Origin of the sequence: Streptomyces marianii (assembly GCF_005795905.1) — a bacterium.
GTDB lineage: Bacteria > Actinomycetota > Actinomycetes > Streptomycetales > Streptomycetaceae > Streptomyces > Streptomyces marianii.
The window spans coordinates 5,944,884-5,960,086 of sequence record NZ_VAWE01000001.1; the positions used below are offsets into that span (position 1 = coordinate 5,944,884).

Consider the following 15,203-nt stretch of genomic DNA (forward strand, 5'->3'; position numbering starts at 1 on the left):
CGCCTCCCAGCCGGGTGCAGTTCTCGAAGACCGACTGCGGCCCTGCCAGGTCAAGGACTCCTGCACCCGCGGACCACGCCGCAAGCTGACCCTCCAGGACCGGGACATCCATGAGGTCCTGCACCAGCGCCGGGCCGAGCAGGACACCGACGAGTGGAAGGAACGCTACAAGCTCCGCGCCGGTGTCGAAGGCGCCATCTCCCAGGCCGTGAACCGCTGCGGCCTGCGCAGATCCCGCTACCGCGGGCTTGCCGAAACCAGCCTCCAGCACCAGCGGTGGCGTCCCGCCGGGTGGTGTAGCCGATCAAGGTGCCGGAATCCGCAGGCCAAGGACGACGGCTCCGTCGGTCCAGGGCTTCAACTCGTCTCAGCAGGGCGCCTCGTGGGCTGCCGCCTCTGCGGAGATCATCAGCGGCCTCGTAACCGAACGCGCAACGCTTGATCCCCTACACCACGACGCGGGACGCGACCGCACCAGCTCACCGGAGCAGCGATCAACCTCGCCCGCATCGACGCCCACCTCACCGGCACCCCACGAGCCCGCACCCGAACCAGCCACTTCGCAGCACTTCGCCCCGCCGATCTGACGACCAGCGGGGCGAAGCAGACGGCCCCGAATTGACCAACAGCATCCACGAAGGGAAACGGGGCCCGGTGCTCGTCGTCGTGCGACGGGCGTGCGTCAGACGGTGCGGAAGGCCAGCACCACGTTGTGGCCGCCGAAGCCGAACGAGTTGTTGATCGCGGCGATCGTGCCCTCGGGCAGCGCACGCGGCTCACCGCGGACGATGTCCGCCTCGATCTCGTCGTCCATGTCGTCGACGTTCACGGTCGGCGGGGCCTGCCGGTGGTGCAGAGCCAGGACCGTCGCGACGGTCTCGACACCGCCGGCGCCACCCAGCAGATGGCCCGTCATCGACTTCGTCGCGGAGATCGCGACATGGTCGAGGTCGTCGCCCAGCACCTTGCGCAGCGCCTTGATCTCGGCGATGTCGCCCTGGGGCGTGGACGTGGCGTGGGCGTTGAGGTGGACCACCTCGGACGGCTTCAGGCCCGTGTTGTCCAGCAGGTTCTGCACCGCGGCGGCGACGCCGCGGCCGGTCGGCTCGGGCTGCGCGATGTGGTGGCTGTCCGCGGACAGGCCCTGGCCCAGCGCCTCGCAGTAGACGCGCGCGCCGCGCGCGGCCGCGTGCTCCGCGGACTCCAGGACGACGACACCCGCGCCCTCGCCCAGCACGAAGCCGTCACGGGCCTTGTCGTACGGCCGCGAGGCCCGACCGGGCTCGTCGTTGTTCTTGGACATCGCCATCATGTTGGCGAACGCCGCGATCGGCAGCGGGTGGATCGCGGCCTCGGTGCCGCCCGCGACCACGACGTCGGCGCGGCCGCTGCGGATCATCTCGATGGCGTAGCCGATAGCCTCGGCGCCCGACGCGCAGGCGGAGACCGGAGTGTGCACGCCGGCCTGGGCGTTCACCTCCAGACCGACGTTGGCGGAGGGGCCGTTGGGCATCAGCATCGGCACGGTGTGCGGGGAGACCCGGCGTACGCCCTTCTCCTTCAGCACGTCGTACTGGTCGAGCAGAGTGGTGACACCGCCGATACCGGAGGCGATGACCGCGCCGAGGCGCTCGGGGAGGACGGTCCCGTCCTCGCCGGCCGGCGCGGTGAAGCCCGCGTCGGCCCACGCCTCACGGGCGGCGATCAGCGCGAACTGGGCCGAGCGGTCCAGCTTGCGCGCCTGCGGCCGGGGCAGGACCTCGCCCGGGTCGACCGCCGCCGGGGCGGCGATACGGACGGGCAGTTCCTCGAAGCGCTCGCCTTCGAGGGGCCTGACGCCGGAACGTCCCGCGATCAGACCTTCCCAGGTCGATGCGGAGTCGCCACCCAGCGGTGTGGTTGCGCCGATACCGGTGACGACCACGGTGCGATTGGTCGAGCTCACAGGAATTCTTTCTCCACGGTCTATGAGGGTTCGTGAATCAGCGGCGCCACCGCTGGGTGGCGTACCTGATCGGCCTGGATCAGGCCTGGTGCTTCAGGATGTACTCGGCTGCGTCGCCGACGGTCTTGAGGTTCTTGACGTCCTCGTCCGGGATCTTGACGTCGAAGCGCTCCTCGGCGGCGACGACGACCTCGACCATGGACAGCGAGTCGACGTCCAGGTCGTCGGTGAAGGACTTGTCCAGCTGGACGTCCTCCGTCGGGATACCGGCGATCTCGTTGACGATCTCGGCGAGACCTTCGACGATCTCTTCCTGAGTGGCGGCCATGTGGCGCTCCTTCGGTGTGTGGCAGAGGGTTGAACTGGCTTGCCCGGAGGACCGGAAATCCGGAAGATCCGGACGCTTGCCTAGGGGAGGGTAACGACCGTCGCGGCGTAGACGAGACCCGCCCCGAAGCCGATGACGAGCGCGGTGTCGCCGCTCTTCGCCTGCCCGGTCGCCAGAAGCCGCTCCATAGCGAGCGGAATCGAGGCGGCCGAGGTGTTGCCGGTGGTCTCCACGTCACGGGCGACCGTGACGTGCTCCGGCAGTTTCAGAGTCTTCACCATCGAGTCGATGATCCGCATGTTGGCCTGGTGCGGGATGAAGACGTCCAGGTCGTCCGCGGTGATCCCGGCCGCGTCCAGCGCCTGCTGGGCGACCTTCGCCATCTCGAACACGGCCCAGCGGAACACCGCCTGGCCCTCCTGGGTGATGGCGGGGAACCGCTCGACGGCGCCGTCGCGGTAGTCCGTCCACGGCACGGTCTGCTTGATGGTCTCCGACTTGTCGCCCTCGGAACCCCACACGGTGGGGCCGATCCGGGGCTCCTTCGAGGGACCGACGACGACGGCGCCCGCCCCGTCACCGAAGAGGAACGCCGTGGCGCGGTCCTCCAGGTCGGTCAGGTCGCTGAGCCGCTCGACGCCGATGACCAGCACGTACTCCGCGGAGCCCTCGACGACCATGCCCTTGGCGAGGGTCAGGCCGTAGCCGAAGCCCGCGCAGCCCGCGGAGATGTCGAACGCGGCGGGCCTGACCGCGCCGATCTTGTCCGCGATCTCGGTGGCGACGGCCGGGGTCTGCTTGAAGTGCGAAACGGTCGAGACGATCACGCCGCCGATCTGCTCCGGGGCGAGCCCGGCGTCCGCGATGGCCTTGCCGGCCGCCTCGACCGACATCGCCGTCACGGTCTCCTCGTCGTTCGCCCAGTGACGGGTGGAGATGCCCGAGCGGGAGCGGATCCACTCGTCGGAGGAGTCGATCGTCTCGAGGATCACCTCGTTGGGCACGACCCGGGTCGGACGGTAGCCGCCGACACCCATGATGCGTGCGTACGGGGCGCCCTTGCTGGGCTTGATCTTCGACATGCTGTCTCGGCTCCTTGTCAGGCGCCCGCCGCGTCCGCGGCGGGTGAACCGGTCTCGGCGAGCAGCGTGCGGGCCGCGTCGAGGTCGTCGGGGGTCTTCAGCGCGAGCGTCGTGACGCCCGGCAGCGTGCGCTTGGCGAGACCGGTGAGAGTACCGCCCGGGCACACCTCGACGAGGGCGGTCACGCCGAGCTCCTTGAAGGTCTCCATGCACAGGTCCCAGCGGACCGGGTTGGCGACCTGGCCGACCAGCCGGGCCACGACCTCGTCGCCGCCGGCGACGGTGCGACCGTCCTTGTTGGACACGTACGGCACCTTCGGGTCGGCCGGTGCCAGGGCCTTCGCGGCCTCCTCCAGCTTCGCGACCGCGGGGGCCATGTGGTGCGTGTGGAACGCCCCGGCGACCTTGAGCGCGACGACCTTCCGGACGCCCTCGGGCTTGTCCGCCTCCAGTGCGGCGAGCTGCTCCCTGGTGCCGGCGGCGACGATCTGCCCGGCGCCGTTGACGTTCGCGGCGGTCAGCCCCAGCTTCTCCAGGTGTGCGACGCTCACTTCGGGGTCGCCTCCGAGCAGGGCCGACATCCCGGTCTCCGTGACGGCGGCGGCCTCGGCCATCGCCAGACCGCGGGTCCGTACGAGGCGGAGCGCGGCGGTGTCGTCGAGGACGCCCGCGAAGGCGGCGGCCGTGATCTCGCCGACGCTGTGACCTGCGACTGCGCCCGGCGCGACGTCACCGAGCGCGGAGGCCGACAGCAGACCGGCCGCGACGAGCAGCGGCTGCGCCACGGCCGTGTCGCGGATCTCGTCCGCGTCGGCCTTCGTGCCGTAGTGGGCGAGGTCGAGCCCGATGGCGTCGGACCAGGCCGCGATGCGGTCGGAGGCGCCGGGGAGTTCGAGCCAGGGAGTCAGAAAGCCGGGCGTCTGAGCGCCTTGGCCGGGAGCGACGAGTACGAGCACCCTCACACTCTCTCTTGTTGATGGTCCCGGCCGCCCGTGGGGACAGGGACCAAGAACCGTCAGGGGAATTGTTGGTGTCCGACAAAATCCTAGAGTTGCTGATCTCCGTCTACCAGACGGCCGAGGATGAGCGCGATCCGCAGAGTGAACGCGGAGCGGACATCGGAGGGTGACCAGCCGGTGACGTCAGTCACACGTCGGAGCCGGTAGCGGACGGTGTTGGGGTGCACGAACAGCATCCGCGCCGCGCCCTCCAGACTGCTTGCCTGCTCCAGATACACACTCAGGGTCTCCAGGAGGGCCGAGCCGGCCTCCTCGAGCGGTCTGTAGATCTCCTCCACCAGTTGTTCTCGCGCGGCCGGATCACCCGCGATCGCGCGTTCCGGAAGGAGATCATCCGCCAGTACGGGGCGCGGCGCGTCCTGCCACGCGGAGCACGCCTTCAGTCCGGCCGCCGCGGCCTGGGCCGATCTCGTCGCCGCCAGCAGGTCGGGGACGACGGGGCCCGCGACCACCGGGCCGGCCGCGTACGGACCGATCAGCGCCTTCGCGACGTGCAGCGGGTTGTCGCTGCCGCCCGCGATCACGACCAGCCGGTCGCCGAGCACCCCGGTCAGCACCTGGAGCTTGGCGTGCCGGGCGGCGCGCCGGATCGCCTCCACCGTCAGTTCGCTGTCCCCGTCGGGCGCGGTGCCGAGCACGACGCACACGTGTTCCGGGGCGTTCCAGCCGAGCGCCGCGGCGCGGCTGACGGCGCCCTCGTCCGCCTCACCCGAGAGCACGGCGTTCACCACCAGCGACTCCAGCCGGGCGTCCCAGGCGCCGCGGGCCTCGGCGGCCTGCGCGTACACCTGGGCGGTCGCGAAGGCGATCTCCCGCGCGTAGACCAGCAGAGCCTCGCGCAGCACGGCCTCGTCACCCGGGGCGGCGACCTCCTCGATCGCGGACTCCATCACCTCGATGGTCGTCCGCACCATCTCCACGGTCTGGCGCAGGGTGATCGCCCGGGTCAGCTCGCGCGGGGCCGTGCCGAAGACGTCCGTCGAGATCGCCTGCGGGGTTTCGGGGCGCCGGAACCACTCGGTGAACGCGGCGATACCGGCCTGGGCGACCAGGCCGATCCACGACCGGTTCTCCGGGGGCATCGCCCGGTACCACGGCAGCGTCTCGTCCATGCGGGCGATCGCGTTCGCCGCGAGGCGTCCGGACGACTGCTCCAGGCGTTTCAGGGTCGCGGAGTGCGGATGGGCGGCGTTCGGGGGCAGAGCCGGTTCGGGATGGGGCACGGGGACAAGAGTGCCTTATCCGGACGCCGCGGCGGAGACGCGGGGTCCGGCACCGGGCCCGGTGCCCCGCCGGGCAGTACGCGGGAACCCGGTTCGGCGGGGCGGGCGGGGCCGGGCACGGGCCCCGGTGCGGGGCCGCCGCCGGGCGGACGCACCGGTGGTGGCGCGGGCCGCCGGTGGGGCGGAACCCGAGCGCGGCTGCCGGTGCCCGGGGCCACCCCGGCCGGTCTCTGCGTCTACGGTGGAGGCGTGATGTCCATACGGCGCGCCGGTGAGCGCTACCGCGGCGGGGACGCGTCCGCCGGCATCGAGTCCCTGCACTCCTTCTCGTTCGGCCGCTTCTACGACCCGGACAACCTCCGCTTCGGCGCGGTCATCGCCTGCAACGAGGAGCGTCTCGCCCCCGGCGCCGGGTTCGACGAGCACCCGCACAGCCACACGGAGATCGTGACGTGGGTGGTGGACGGCGAGCTGACCCACCGGGACTCCGCGGGCCACGCCACCGTCGTACGGCACGGCGACGTCCAACGGCTCGGCTCCGCCGGCGGGGTCCGGCACGTCGAACGCAACGACGCCGACGTACCGCTCACGTTCGTGCAGATGTGGCTCGCCCCGAAGGAGCCGGGCGGCGAGCCGTCGTACGAGATCGTCCGCGGCATCGCCGACTCGACGCCCTACGCACTCCCGGAGGCCGGGGCGATGCTGCACGTGCGCCGTCTCTCCGGCGGCGAGCGGACCGCCGTCCCGGACGCCCCCTTCGTGTACGTCCACGTCGTCCGAGGGGTCGTGCGGATCGACGGCGAGGCCCTCGGCCCGGGGGACGCCGCGAGGATCACCGACGCCGACGGCCTCGAACTCACCGCGGCCGCGCCCGCGGAGGTGCTGCTGTGGGAGCTGTCCGGCTGACCGGGCCGGCCGGCTGACCCGGGCGCGGCACCCGGCGCCCGGCCCGCGGTGGAGGCGACGCCCCGTGCCGGACAGCCGTCCCGTCCTCGGCTTTCCGGCTCCTCGGCGCGGAGGCGGTTCCCGTGCGGAGGGATCCGGGACGAACGATGCCGCGGGACGTCAGGCCGCACCCGTTCCGGACCTGTTCCGGACCTGTTCCGGATTGGCTCCGGGCCCGTTCCGGGTTCGTTCCGGATTCGCTCCGGGCCCGTCGGCGATACGCCTACCGGCCGAGATCGGCGAGCACCGCGTCGGTGAAGGGCGGCCATGACTCGACCGCCCAGGGCCCGAAGGCGCGGTCGGTCAGCGCCACGCACGCGGCGCCGGCGTCCGGGTCGATCCACAGGAACGTGCCGGACTGGCCGAAGTGGCCGAAGGTGCGGGGCGAGGACGACGCGCCGGTCCAGTGCGGGGACTTGCCGTCGCGGATCTCGAAGCCGAGCCCCCAGTCGTTCGGCTTCTGGTGGCCGTAGCCGGGCAGGACGCCCGCCAGGCCGGGATGCACCACCGACATCGCTTCCAGGACGGTCCTGGGGTCGAGCAGCCGCGGGGCCTGCACCTCGGCCGCGAAACGCACGAGGTCGTCGACCGTCGAGACGCCGTCCTTCGCGGGCGAGCCGTCGAGCGTCGTCGACGCCATGCCCAGCGGCTCCAGCACCGCCTGGCGCAGATACTCGGCGAACGGGATGTCCGTGGCCTTCGCGATGTGGTCGCCGAGCACCTCGAAACCGGCGTTGGAGTACAGCCGGCGGGTCCCGGGAGGTGCGGTGACGCGGTGCTCGTCGAACGCGAGGCCGCTGGTGTGCGCGAGCAGGTGCCGCACGGTGGAGCCGTCGGGTCCGGCCGGCTCGTCCAGCTCCACCGCGCCCTCCTCGTACGCGACGAGTGCGGCGTACGCCGCGAGCGGCTTGGTGACCGAGGCCAGCGGGAAGCGGTGTCCGGTGGGGCCGTGGGCACCGGCGACGCTGCCGTCCGCGCGCACGACGGCGGCGGCCGCGGTGGGGACGGGCCAGTTCTCGATCAGTTCCAGGCTCTGCATGGCTACGAGCCTAGAGGGTGAGCCGCATGGCGGAATCCGGGGTCCGTGCGAAGCCGAGGGAGGCGTACAGGGGCTCGCCCTCAGGTCGACCCTGCGGACTCCGCGCTCCCGGAACCAGCCGAGGGCGGTCCTCCGCCTCGCGGTGCACCGGCGGCGGCGCCTCGGCCCTCCCGGGGGACCCGCCCGGTCACGGCACCGGCCGCCGCCGGGCGCCGAACCGCCGGGATTTCGCTTGCTTCGAGTGCACTCGAACCTTCTGGCGTGGAGGTCATGACGGTGCTGGAGACCACATCCGCGACGACCGGCATCTGCGCATCGGAGCCCCCCGCCCACCCTCGTCCCGACGGGCAGGACCACCACACCATCAGCGAGGTCGCCGACTGGACCGGCCTGAGCGCGCACACGCTGCGCTGGTACGAGCGGATCGGCCTGATGCCGCACATCGACCGCTCGCACACCGGACAGCGGCGCTTCAGGAACCGCGACCTCGACTGGCTGACCTTCGTCGGCAAGCTCCGGCGGACCTGGATGCCGGTCGCGGACATGGTCCGCTACGCCGAGCTGGCGCGCGAGGGAGAGCACACCTACGAGCAGCGGCAGGAGCTGCTGGAGTCGACGCGGCGCGACGTCCGCGCCCGGATCGCCGAACTCCAGGACACGGAGGAGAACGCCGCGGCCACGCGGAGAACGCTCACACAGGACGAACTGGCGCTGCTGGAGCCGATCGCGCAGCGGGTGGTGGGGGACAGGTACCCGCACATGTCCTGGACGTCGGACTCCCGCGAGTAGCGCGCCCGCCCGGGCCGGGTCCGGCCCGGGCGACTGTGCCGGGCCCCGGCTCGACCGCCTACGTCAGGCCCAGGGCGAACGCCGTGAAGCCAAGCGCGAGGACCCCGACCGTTGCGCGGCTGGCCGCGCCCACATCGCGCCACGGAGGCTCGAAGACCCGTGCGTACCGGCCGATCACGCCCAGCAGCACGGCGAAAACCGGCAGCAAGGCCGTGCGCGCGGCCACCCAGCCCAGCGTGTCGGGCGCCGTCGTCAGCCCGGGGACCGCCCCCGCGTACGACATCGGTACCGCGGCGGCCAGCATCGCGCTCTGGTGCCAGCAGAGGATCGTCATCGCCGAGAGGTTGACGACCACGATCGGCGCCCACAGCGCGGGCCGCGCCAGCAGCCGGCCGAGGCGTTCGCGGAGGAGGATCGCCGCACCGCTCTGCGCCGAGGCGAGGGCGAGGACGAGCAGGGACGGCGGATGGGAGTTGGTGCGGGCCTCACCGGGGACGCCGACCATCGACGCCGGGTAGTGGAAGACGGCGAGCAGCACGGCGAACAGGACCGCCCCTCCCGCCGCCAGCAGCGCCGCACCGCGCCGGCCGATGCGCCCCTCCCCCCAGGAGACGCCGAGTTGGTAGGCGAAGAGCCAGCCGGGGAGGACGTTCAGCACGCTCAGCCAGGACGGCATGGCGTCGGCGTACGGCCCGTACCGCAGCAGGTCGACGGTGGCGACGGACAGCAGCAGAGGTGCGGCGGCCCAGCCGCCGAGGCGCCGGGCGGCCCGTGCGCAGAGCGGCGTGAGGGCGGTGACGACGACGTACACGCCCACGAACCACAGCGGCTGCACGACGAGCGTCGCCCCGGTCCGCAGGGTGTCCTCCGGCACGCCCGCCGCTGTCAGCACCGCGATCAGCGCCGCCCACACGGCGGCCACGCCCAGCACGGGGCGTCCGAGCCGAGCCACTCGGCCCTTCAGCCACGCGGCGGTACCGCCCGGACGGCGGCGGTAGGAGAGGGCCGACGCGTAGCCGCCCACCAGGAAGAAGATCCCCAGCATCTGCAGCACCCAGCTGACGGGCGCGAACGCGCCGAAGGCCGACAGCGGGCTCGCGTTGTGGAGCGCGCCGTCCGCGTCGAGGGTGAAGCCCCCGAGCATCCAGTGCCCGGTCGGCACCGCCAGCAGGGCGAGGGCGCGCAGTCCGTCGATCGCGCGGTCGCGGTGGTGGGGAGTCGACGCCTCGATCCTCGCGACGAGAGGGGCGAGCGCCTTCATCGGGCTTCTCCCCGGGCGATCGAGGCGAACGCGCGCAGCGACGAGGTGCCGGGCGCGAAGTAGCCGGCGTGGCCGGGGGTGTCGTCGGCCGGCACCCGTCGGGCGCCGAACTCCGGTGCGGTGGGGTCGGTTCCGTGGCCGAGGCCGGCGAACTCGACGTTCGGCACCTTGGAGATCCAGTCGGACGGGGCCTTGGCGGCCCAGACACGCGCGCCGGTGTGCAGGTCGGCGACGCTGTCCGCGCGCATCCCGGGCGAGCCGAGCACGACGACGTCCGTGGCGCCGGCCCGTTCCGCGGCGAGGCCGCAGACGACGGATCCGTAGCTGTGGCAGAACAGGGCGGGGCGGACCGCGCCGGCCGCGGCGATGCCGCGGGTGAACCCCGCCAGCCGCTCGGCCCCGGCCTCGGCCAGGTCTCCGGTGGCGGCGTCGAGGCCCACCCCGACGGGAGTGGTGTAACCGGCCCAGGCGATCACGGCGACGCTCCCCGCGCGGTCGTTCCCGGCGCGGTCGTCCGTGCCGCCGCTCCCCGTGCCGCCGCTCCCCGTGCCGCCGCGCGGGGGGACGTTCACGGCGGCGCCCCCGGCGCGGTCGTTCGCCGCCTCGTACAGCGACCGGGCCATCTCGCGCGTACGGTCGAAGGTCCCGGCGTCGATGTCCGAGCCCGGGACGACGACGGCGACACGGCGGGTGCCGGCGAGGTCCCCGAAGACCTCGGCGAGCTGGCCGCGGCCGCGCGGGTCGTACGCGAGGATCTGCCGGCCGTCCGTACCGGCCCCCAGCGCACGGGCGTTGGCCCGGAACCGCAGGGGGACCGGCGCACCGTCCAGATTGCCGACCACCGACGGGTGCCGTGCGACCAGTCCTTGCCGCTGAGCTTCCGTCAGTCCCGCGAAGAACCGCGCGACTTCACCCGGCGTCGCGCTGCCGGGGTCGGGCAGGGCACGGCCCAGTGAGCGGTCCGCCCGCCAATCCTCCGTACCCGGCGGCGGCCCCGTGACCGCCGTCTGAGTGGTGCCCGACGCCCATCCCGCCGTTCCGGCGACGACGGCAGCCGCGACCGCCGCTGCGACCAGAGTCCTCCTGAACCGTCGCATGTTCCCCTCTTCCTCGTCCGTCCTGCCGACGGCGAGCAAGGTAGGGACGGGGAGGGCGGGGGAGCGTCACACCGGGGAGCCAACTCCGGTGTCATACCGGGGTACTTCGGGGTGATACCGGGGTAGGGGGACGGGGCGGCCGCGCGCCGGTGACGGCTCCGGCCGGACCGCAGCGAGGGGCGACGCCGGCCCGCGGCCCTGCGCGGCTACCGGTCGCCCGGCGTCACCAGACCCGACTCGTAGGCGAAGACCACCGCTTGGGCGCGGTCGCGCAGCCCGAGCTTCGACAGCACCCGGCCGACGTGGGTCTTGACCGTCTGCTCGGCGAGGACGAGCCGGCCGGCGATCTCCTGGTTGGACAGCCCGCGGGCGATCAGCTCCAGGACCTCCGTCTCGCGCGGGGTGAGCCCGCCCAGCCGCAGCGAGGCGCCGTCCTTGCGGGGAGCGGGGCGCTGGGCCGCGAAGTCGGCGATGAGCCGCCGGGTCACGGACGGCGCCAGCAGCGCCTCCCCCGCCGCCACCACCCGGACCGCGGAGATCAGATCGGCCGGCGGCGCGTCCTTCAGCAGGAAGCCGGACGCGCCCGCGCGCAGCGCCTCGTAGACGTAGTCGTCCACGTCGAAGGTGGTCAGCATCAGCACCTTCGGCACCCGCACCACGCCCGGCGGCGGGGCCAGGATCTCGCGGGCCGCCGCGAGCCCGTCCAGCTCCGGCATCCGTACGTCCATCAGGACCACGTCGGGGAGCACGGCACGGGCGACCTCGACGCCCCGGCGGCCGTCCGGGGCCTCGCCGACGACGTCGATGTCCGACTGCGCGGCCAGCAGCGCGGCGAATCCCGCGCGCACCATGGCCTGGTCGTCGACGATGATCACGCGGATGGTCAACTGGGTTCCTTGGTCACGCGGTTGGTCAACGGGGTTCCTTCTCGGTCGTGCCGCCGGTGCCGGTCGTCCCGGGCGGGCTCGCGGGCGCCAGGGGCATGCGGGCGGCGACCCGGAAGCCGCCGTCCGGCAGCGGTCCGGTGTCCAGGGTGCCGCCGGTCAACCGTACGCGTTCGCGCATCCCGACCAGCCCGTGTCCGGTCCCGGAGGTCTCCAGCGGTGAAAGGGGTTCCGCGCCGGGGCCGTTGACGACGAGCACCGTGAGATGGGCGCCGTCCGCGCCGACCGACACCCGCGTCGCCGCACCGGGCGCGTGCCGTACCACGTTCGCCAGCGCCTCCTGCACGATGCGGTACGCGGACAGGTCCAGGGTCTGCGGTACGTCGCCCAGGTCCGCCGGGAGCGACAGTTCGGCCGGCACCCCGGCCCGAACCGTAGCCTCCACCAGCTGCTGCAGCCGGCCGAGGCCCGGCTGCGGGGCCCGCTCACCCTCGGAGCCCTCGCTGCGCAGCACCGCGAGCAGTCGCCTCATCTCGGTCAGGGACTCCCGTGCCCCGGCCGCGATGGTGGCGAACTCCTCCTGGGCGGCACCGGGAAGTCCGTCGATCCGGTACGGCGCCGAGTCGGCCTGCACGGTGATCACCGACATGTGGTGGGCGACCACTGGGTTAACGCAGCAAACACCGTGTCCACCTTCTTCGGTGTCTCGCTCAAGGGCCGGACCTGGATGCCGACTCGTGCTGGGTGGTGGTCAATGCTGTCTCGGTTGTGCGGCGTCAACGACTCGGTCCAGAGTTCATCCCTGGGGATGGCGGGCGCGTGACTTTCGCAGCCGCCTTCACCAACGCCCGACTGCGTGTTCATCGCCAGCGAAGAGGGTCGTAGGGTCATGGCCGTTTCTGGCAAGGTGCGGCCATGACTACGACACCGGATGGACGCCCGATCCCGCCTGCGCATGCTGACGAACGGGCCATGCTGGAAGCGTGGCTCGACTTTCACCGTGCGACTCTTGCCCTCAAGTGCTCGGGCCTCAAAGATGATCAATTACGGCTGTCCTCAGCGGCACCGTCGTCGATGACCCTGCTGGGTCTCGTCCAGCATCTGGCCGAGGTGGAACGCAACTGGTTCCAGCGTGTGTTCGCGGGCCAGGACCTGCCGCCGGTATTCGGGGAGAGCAACGGCGACGGCTTTGCCCTTCATCCGGACCGAGGGCTGGAAGAGGCGATGGCTGCCTGGCAGGCGGAGATCGCTCGGGGTCGCGAGTTGATTGCTGCCGCGTCCCTGGACGACTCCGGTCGTCTGTCTGAGCAGGAGGCTGGCCACGTAGGTGATCAGGGAGTTTCCCTGCGCTGGATCATGATTCACATGATCGAGGAATACGCACGTCACAATGGCCATGCCGATCTGATCCGAGAGCGTATCGACGGAGTCGCCGGGGCGTGAGACGCGATGGCAGGGGGACGATCGGGCGAGCGGCCGTTCCCCCGGCCCGATAGCTGCGGAACCACGCCTTGGTGTCACATCAACGGCGGGGCATGGGGACGACGCCTTTGGCGTCGTCCCCATGCCCTTGGTCTGGGACCGGAGCGGGGAACGTACGGCTGAACGTACTCAACTCGCCTCGGAGGCGCTGGAGCTCGTCATCCTTGGCTGCCAAGACGGAGAGCAGTAGCCGGTGACGCTCCTTGAGGAGGGTGAGCTCGGTATGTGTGCGGGCGAGTCTGCTGGTGAGGCGCTGGTTGAGGTCCCGCAGCCGTGCGATGCGTGCCTCGCGGGGATCGGGCTGGTGCCCGGCGTTCTGGGCGGTGGTTCGACGTTGCTCGAACTCGTCCTTCAGATGGCCCCAGGTCCGGTAGAGGGATGCGCGGGAGATGCCCGCCTCGCGGGCGAGCGTCTTGACGTCGCATGCCCCGCCTGCAGGGATCTGCCCTGCCAGGAGGCGGTCGATGGCCGCGCGGATCCGCCGCTCGACCTGGTCGCGCTGGTCCTGGCTGAGTGCCATGTCATTCGGCCTTTCCGGCTGCCGCGTCGATCTCTTCGAGAACCCGCACGGACCGCTCGTGCTCGGCCCGCAGCCGGGCCTTCTCCGCGGGCGGGATGCGAGGACTGGCCAGCAGGACGACGCCGTTGTCAGCTGTGGTCTGCCAGACGGAACGGTGAACGAGGTGGTGGGTGGCCTGCGGGCAGCGGGAGCTGTCACACAGCCCGGTCAGCGGAGCTGCGGCGGACCTTGTGCCGGCGAGCTTGAGACACAGCGCCTTCGCCGGGTCCTCGAACCAGCAGTAGTTCGCCGCGGAGAGGTGCAGGACCGACGCCTTCTTCTTCAGCAGCAGCTCGATCTGCCGGTCGGTGACCACCTTCGCCGGGCCCGGCTCGTGGTCGGCCAGTTCCTTCTCTACGGCGCGGAAGGAAGCCAGCAGCGCGTCGGCTCCCGGACCGGCGGGCATCTGGCCCTGTTCGAACTGCTGGTATGCCTCGACGGTCCGCTTGAGCTTCTCCTTCGCCTCCTCCTTCTTCCACTCGTGGTGGAAGACGGCCTGGGCGCCGCCCGGCCGGCCTGATGGTGCAGTCGGGTATTGGAAGTCTCCGAATACCTGCCTACATGAGGCGACCATAGACACGGTTTGGGTAGTTTGCCTGTTTCCCCTGATGTAGCTTCCGGCAGCTCCTAGAGTCCTCTCTACGGGTGTGATGAACTCAGGGGGCATGGCGTGGCGCGTGTGGTGGCGGTGCATGGGATCGGCCAGCAACTGCGGGGCGAAACCACGCTGATGGCGAAGTGGTGGCCGGCCGTTGCAGATGGGGTGCGCCGTGCCGGGGCAGGTGGGGTGGTGTCCCGGTCGGACGTGGCGATGGCGTTCTTCGGCGATGTGTTCCGGCCGCCGGGAGGGCTGCTTGCCGTTGGGGATCCCGTCTGGACGGCGGCTGATGTGGAGGAGGGGTTCGAGCGAGAATTGTTGGCCTGGTGGTGGCGGGCTGCGGCGGAGAGTGATCCGGTGGTGGTGCCGCCGGAGGTGGAGGACACACTGGCGGCTACGCCGCGGTCGGTACAGGCCGCGCTGCGGGCTCTGTCAGGGTCGCGGTTCTTCGCCGGGATCGCGTTGCGGGCGATGGTGAGCGATCTGAAGCAGGTTCGCCGCTATCTCACCGACCCGCAAGTACGCGACGTTGTCCGAGGGCGGGTGCTCGATGCGCTGAGTGAGGACACTCGGGTGGTGGTGGCGCACTCGCTGGGTTCGGTGGTGGCGTATGAGGCGCTGTGTTCCCGGCCCGGGCACGGGGTGCGGGCGCTGGTTACCCTCGGCTCGCCGCTGGGAGTCCCTCACCTGATCTTTGATCGGCTGCTGCCGAATCCGGTGCGATTGGACGGCAGCCTGCGGGGGGTGTGGCCGGGTGATGAGCATCTGGAGTGGACCAACATCGCCGATGAGGGGGACGTTGTGGCGCTTGTGAAGGATCTGCGGCCGCGCTTCGGCGACGGTGTGCGGTCGGTACGGGTGGACAACGGTGCACATGCCCATGATGCGTCCGCCTACCTGACCGACACGTTGTGCGGACGGGCGATCGCTCAAGGGCTGGCATGACTGCGCG

15 protein-coding genes and 2 pseudogenes are annotated in these 15,203 nt (G+C 71.7%); 5 read left to right on the forward strand and 12 right to left on the reverse strand.

Annotation, left to right across the window (positions count from 1 at the left end; genetic code table 11):
• Positions 1–37 precede the first annotated feature (37 nt).
• Positions 38–274, forward strand: a pseudogene (locus FEF34_RS43225) (transposase); the annotation flags it as partial.
• A gap of 408 nt (positions 275–682) precedes the next feature.
• Here the strand turns inward: FEF34_RS43225 and FEF34_RS26995 are convergent.
• The 5 genes from FEF34_RS26995 to FEF34_RS27015 form a co-directional block, all read right to left on the reverse strand.
• Positions 683–1,945: a beta-ketoacyl-[acyl-carrier-protein] synthase family protein gene (locus FEF34_RS26995; RefSeq protein ID WP_138055467.1), complete on the reverse strand. Its 1,263-nt coding sequence runs from the start codon at positions 1,943–1,945 to the stop codon at positions 683–685.
• A gap of 79 nt (positions 1,946–2,024) precedes the next feature.
• Positions 2,025–2,273: an acyl carrier protein gene (locus FEF34_RS27000; protein ID WP_138055468.1), complete on the reverse strand. Its 249-nt coding sequence runs from the start codon at positions 2,271–2,273 to the stop codon at positions 2,025–2,027.
• Between the two features lie 80 nt (positions 2,274–2,353).
• Positions 2,354–3,355, reverse strand: coding sequence for a ketoacyl-ACP synthase III (locus tag FEF34_RS27005; protein WP_138055469.1), 1,002 nt, complete (start codon positions 3,353–3,355; stop codon positions 2,354–2,356).
• A 17-nt stretch (positions 3,356–3,372) separates the two neighbouring features.
• Positions 3,373–4,311 (reverse strand): ACP S-malonyltransferase, encoded by a 939-nt coding sequence (locus tag FEF34_RS27010; protein WP_138055470.1) that lies wholly within the window; start codon positions 4,309–4,311, stop codon positions 3,373–3,375.
• An 89-nt stretch (positions 4,312–4,400) separates the two neighbouring features.
• Positions 4,401–5,597 (reverse strand): PucR family transcriptional regulator, encoded by a 1,197-nt coding sequence (locus FEF34_RS27015; protein ID WP_138055471.1) that lies wholly within the window; start codon positions 5,595–5,597, stop codon positions 4,401–4,403.
• Between the two features lie 252 nt (positions 5,598–5,849).
• On the opposite strand from FEF34_RS27015, the gene FEF34_RS27025 reads away from it, so the two are divergent.
• Positions 5,850–6,503: a pirin family protein gene (locus FEF34_RS27025; protein WP_138055473.1), complete on the forward strand. Its 654-nt coding sequence runs from the start codon at positions 5,850–5,852 to the stop codon at positions 6,501–6,503.
• Between the two features lie 262 nt (positions 6,504–6,765).
• On the opposite strand, the gene FEF34_RS27030 is transcribed toward FEF34_RS27025, so the two are convergent.
• Positions 6,766–7,581, reverse strand: coding sequence for a serine hydrolase domain-containing protein (locus FEF34_RS27030; protein ID WP_138055474.1), 816 nt, complete (start codon positions 7,579–7,581; stop codon positions 6,766–6,768).
• Positions 7,582–7,851: 270 nt separating this feature from the next.
• Here FEF34_RS27030 and FEF34_RS27040 point away from each other — a divergent pair, with 270 nt between their 5' ends.
• The gene (locus FEF34_RS27040; protein WP_138055475.1) at positions 7,852–8,370 is read left to right on the forward strand and encodes a MerR family transcriptional regulator; all 519 of its coding nucleotides are present in this window, start codon (positions 7,852–7,854) and stop codon (positions 8,368–8,370) included.
• A 58-nt stretch (positions 8,371–8,428) separates the two neighbouring features.
• Here FEF34_RS27040 and FEF34_RS27045 read toward each other — a convergent pair whose 3' ends face one another.
• The 4 genes and pseudogenes from FEF34_RS27045 to FEF34_RS27060 all read right to left on the reverse strand — a co-directional run.
• Positions 8,429–9,631 (reverse strand): acyltransferase family protein, encoded by a 1,203-nt coding sequence (locus tag FEF34_RS27045; protein ID WP_138055476.1) that lies wholly within the window; start codon positions 9,629–9,631, stop codon positions 8,429–8,431.
• Positions 9,628–10,728, reverse strand: coding sequence for an alpha/beta hydrolase (locus FEF34_RS27050; RefSeq protein ID WP_138055477.1), 1,101 nt, complete (start codon positions 10,726–10,728; stop codon positions 9,628–9,630). The genes FEF34_RS27045 and FEF34_RS27050 overlap by 4 nt, the downstream gene beginning before the upstream one ends.
• A gap of 206 nt (positions 10,729–10,934) precedes the next feature.
• Positions 10,935–11,615, reverse strand: a complete 681-nt coding sequence (locus FEF34_RS27055; protein WP_138055478.1) for a response regulator — start codon at positions 11,613–11,615, stop codon at positions 10,935–10,937.
• Positions 11,616–11,640: 25 nt separating this feature from the next.
• Positions 11,641–12,285: pseudogene (locus FEF34_RS27060) on the reverse strand (sensor histidine kinase); the annotation flags it as partial.
• A 242-nt stretch (positions 12,286–12,527) separates the two neighbouring features.
• Here FEF34_RS27060 and FEF34_RS27065 point away from each other — a divergent pair.
• Positions 12,528–13,055: a DinB family protein gene (locus tag FEF34_RS27065; protein WP_138055479.1), complete on the forward strand. Its 528-nt coding sequence runs from the start codon at positions 12,528–12,530 to the stop codon at positions 13,053–13,055.
• Between the two features lie 79 nt (positions 13,056–13,134).
• On the opposite strand, the gene FEF34_RS27070 is transcribed toward FEF34_RS27065, so the two are convergent.
• Both FEF34_RS27070 and FEF34_RS27075 read right to left on the reverse strand, forming a co-directional pair.
• Positions 13,135–13,614: a hypothetical protein gene (locus FEF34_RS27070; RefSeq protein WP_138055480.1), complete on the reverse strand. Its 480-nt coding sequence runs from the start codon at positions 13,612–13,614 to the stop codon at positions 13,135–13,137.
• Between the two features lies 1 nt (position 13,615).
• Positions 13,616–14,233 carry a hypothetical protein gene (locus tag FEF34_RS27075; RefSeq protein WP_234042574.1) on the reverse strand — a complete coding sequence of 206 codons (618 nt, stop codon included), beginning with the start codon at positions 14,231–14,233 and terminating at the stop codon, positions 13,616–13,618.
• A gap of 90 nt (positions 14,234–14,323) precedes the next feature.
• On the opposite strand from FEF34_RS27075, the gene FEF34_RS27080 reads away from it, so the two are divergent.
• Positions 14,324–15,196 carry a hypothetical protein gene (locus tag FEF34_RS27080; RefSeq protein ID WP_171053106.1) on the forward strand — a complete coding sequence of 291 codons (873 nt, stop codon included), beginning with the start codon at positions 14,324–14,326 and terminating at the stop codon, positions 15,194–15,196.
• The last annotated feature ends 7 nt before the right edge of the window (positions 15,197–15,203 follow it).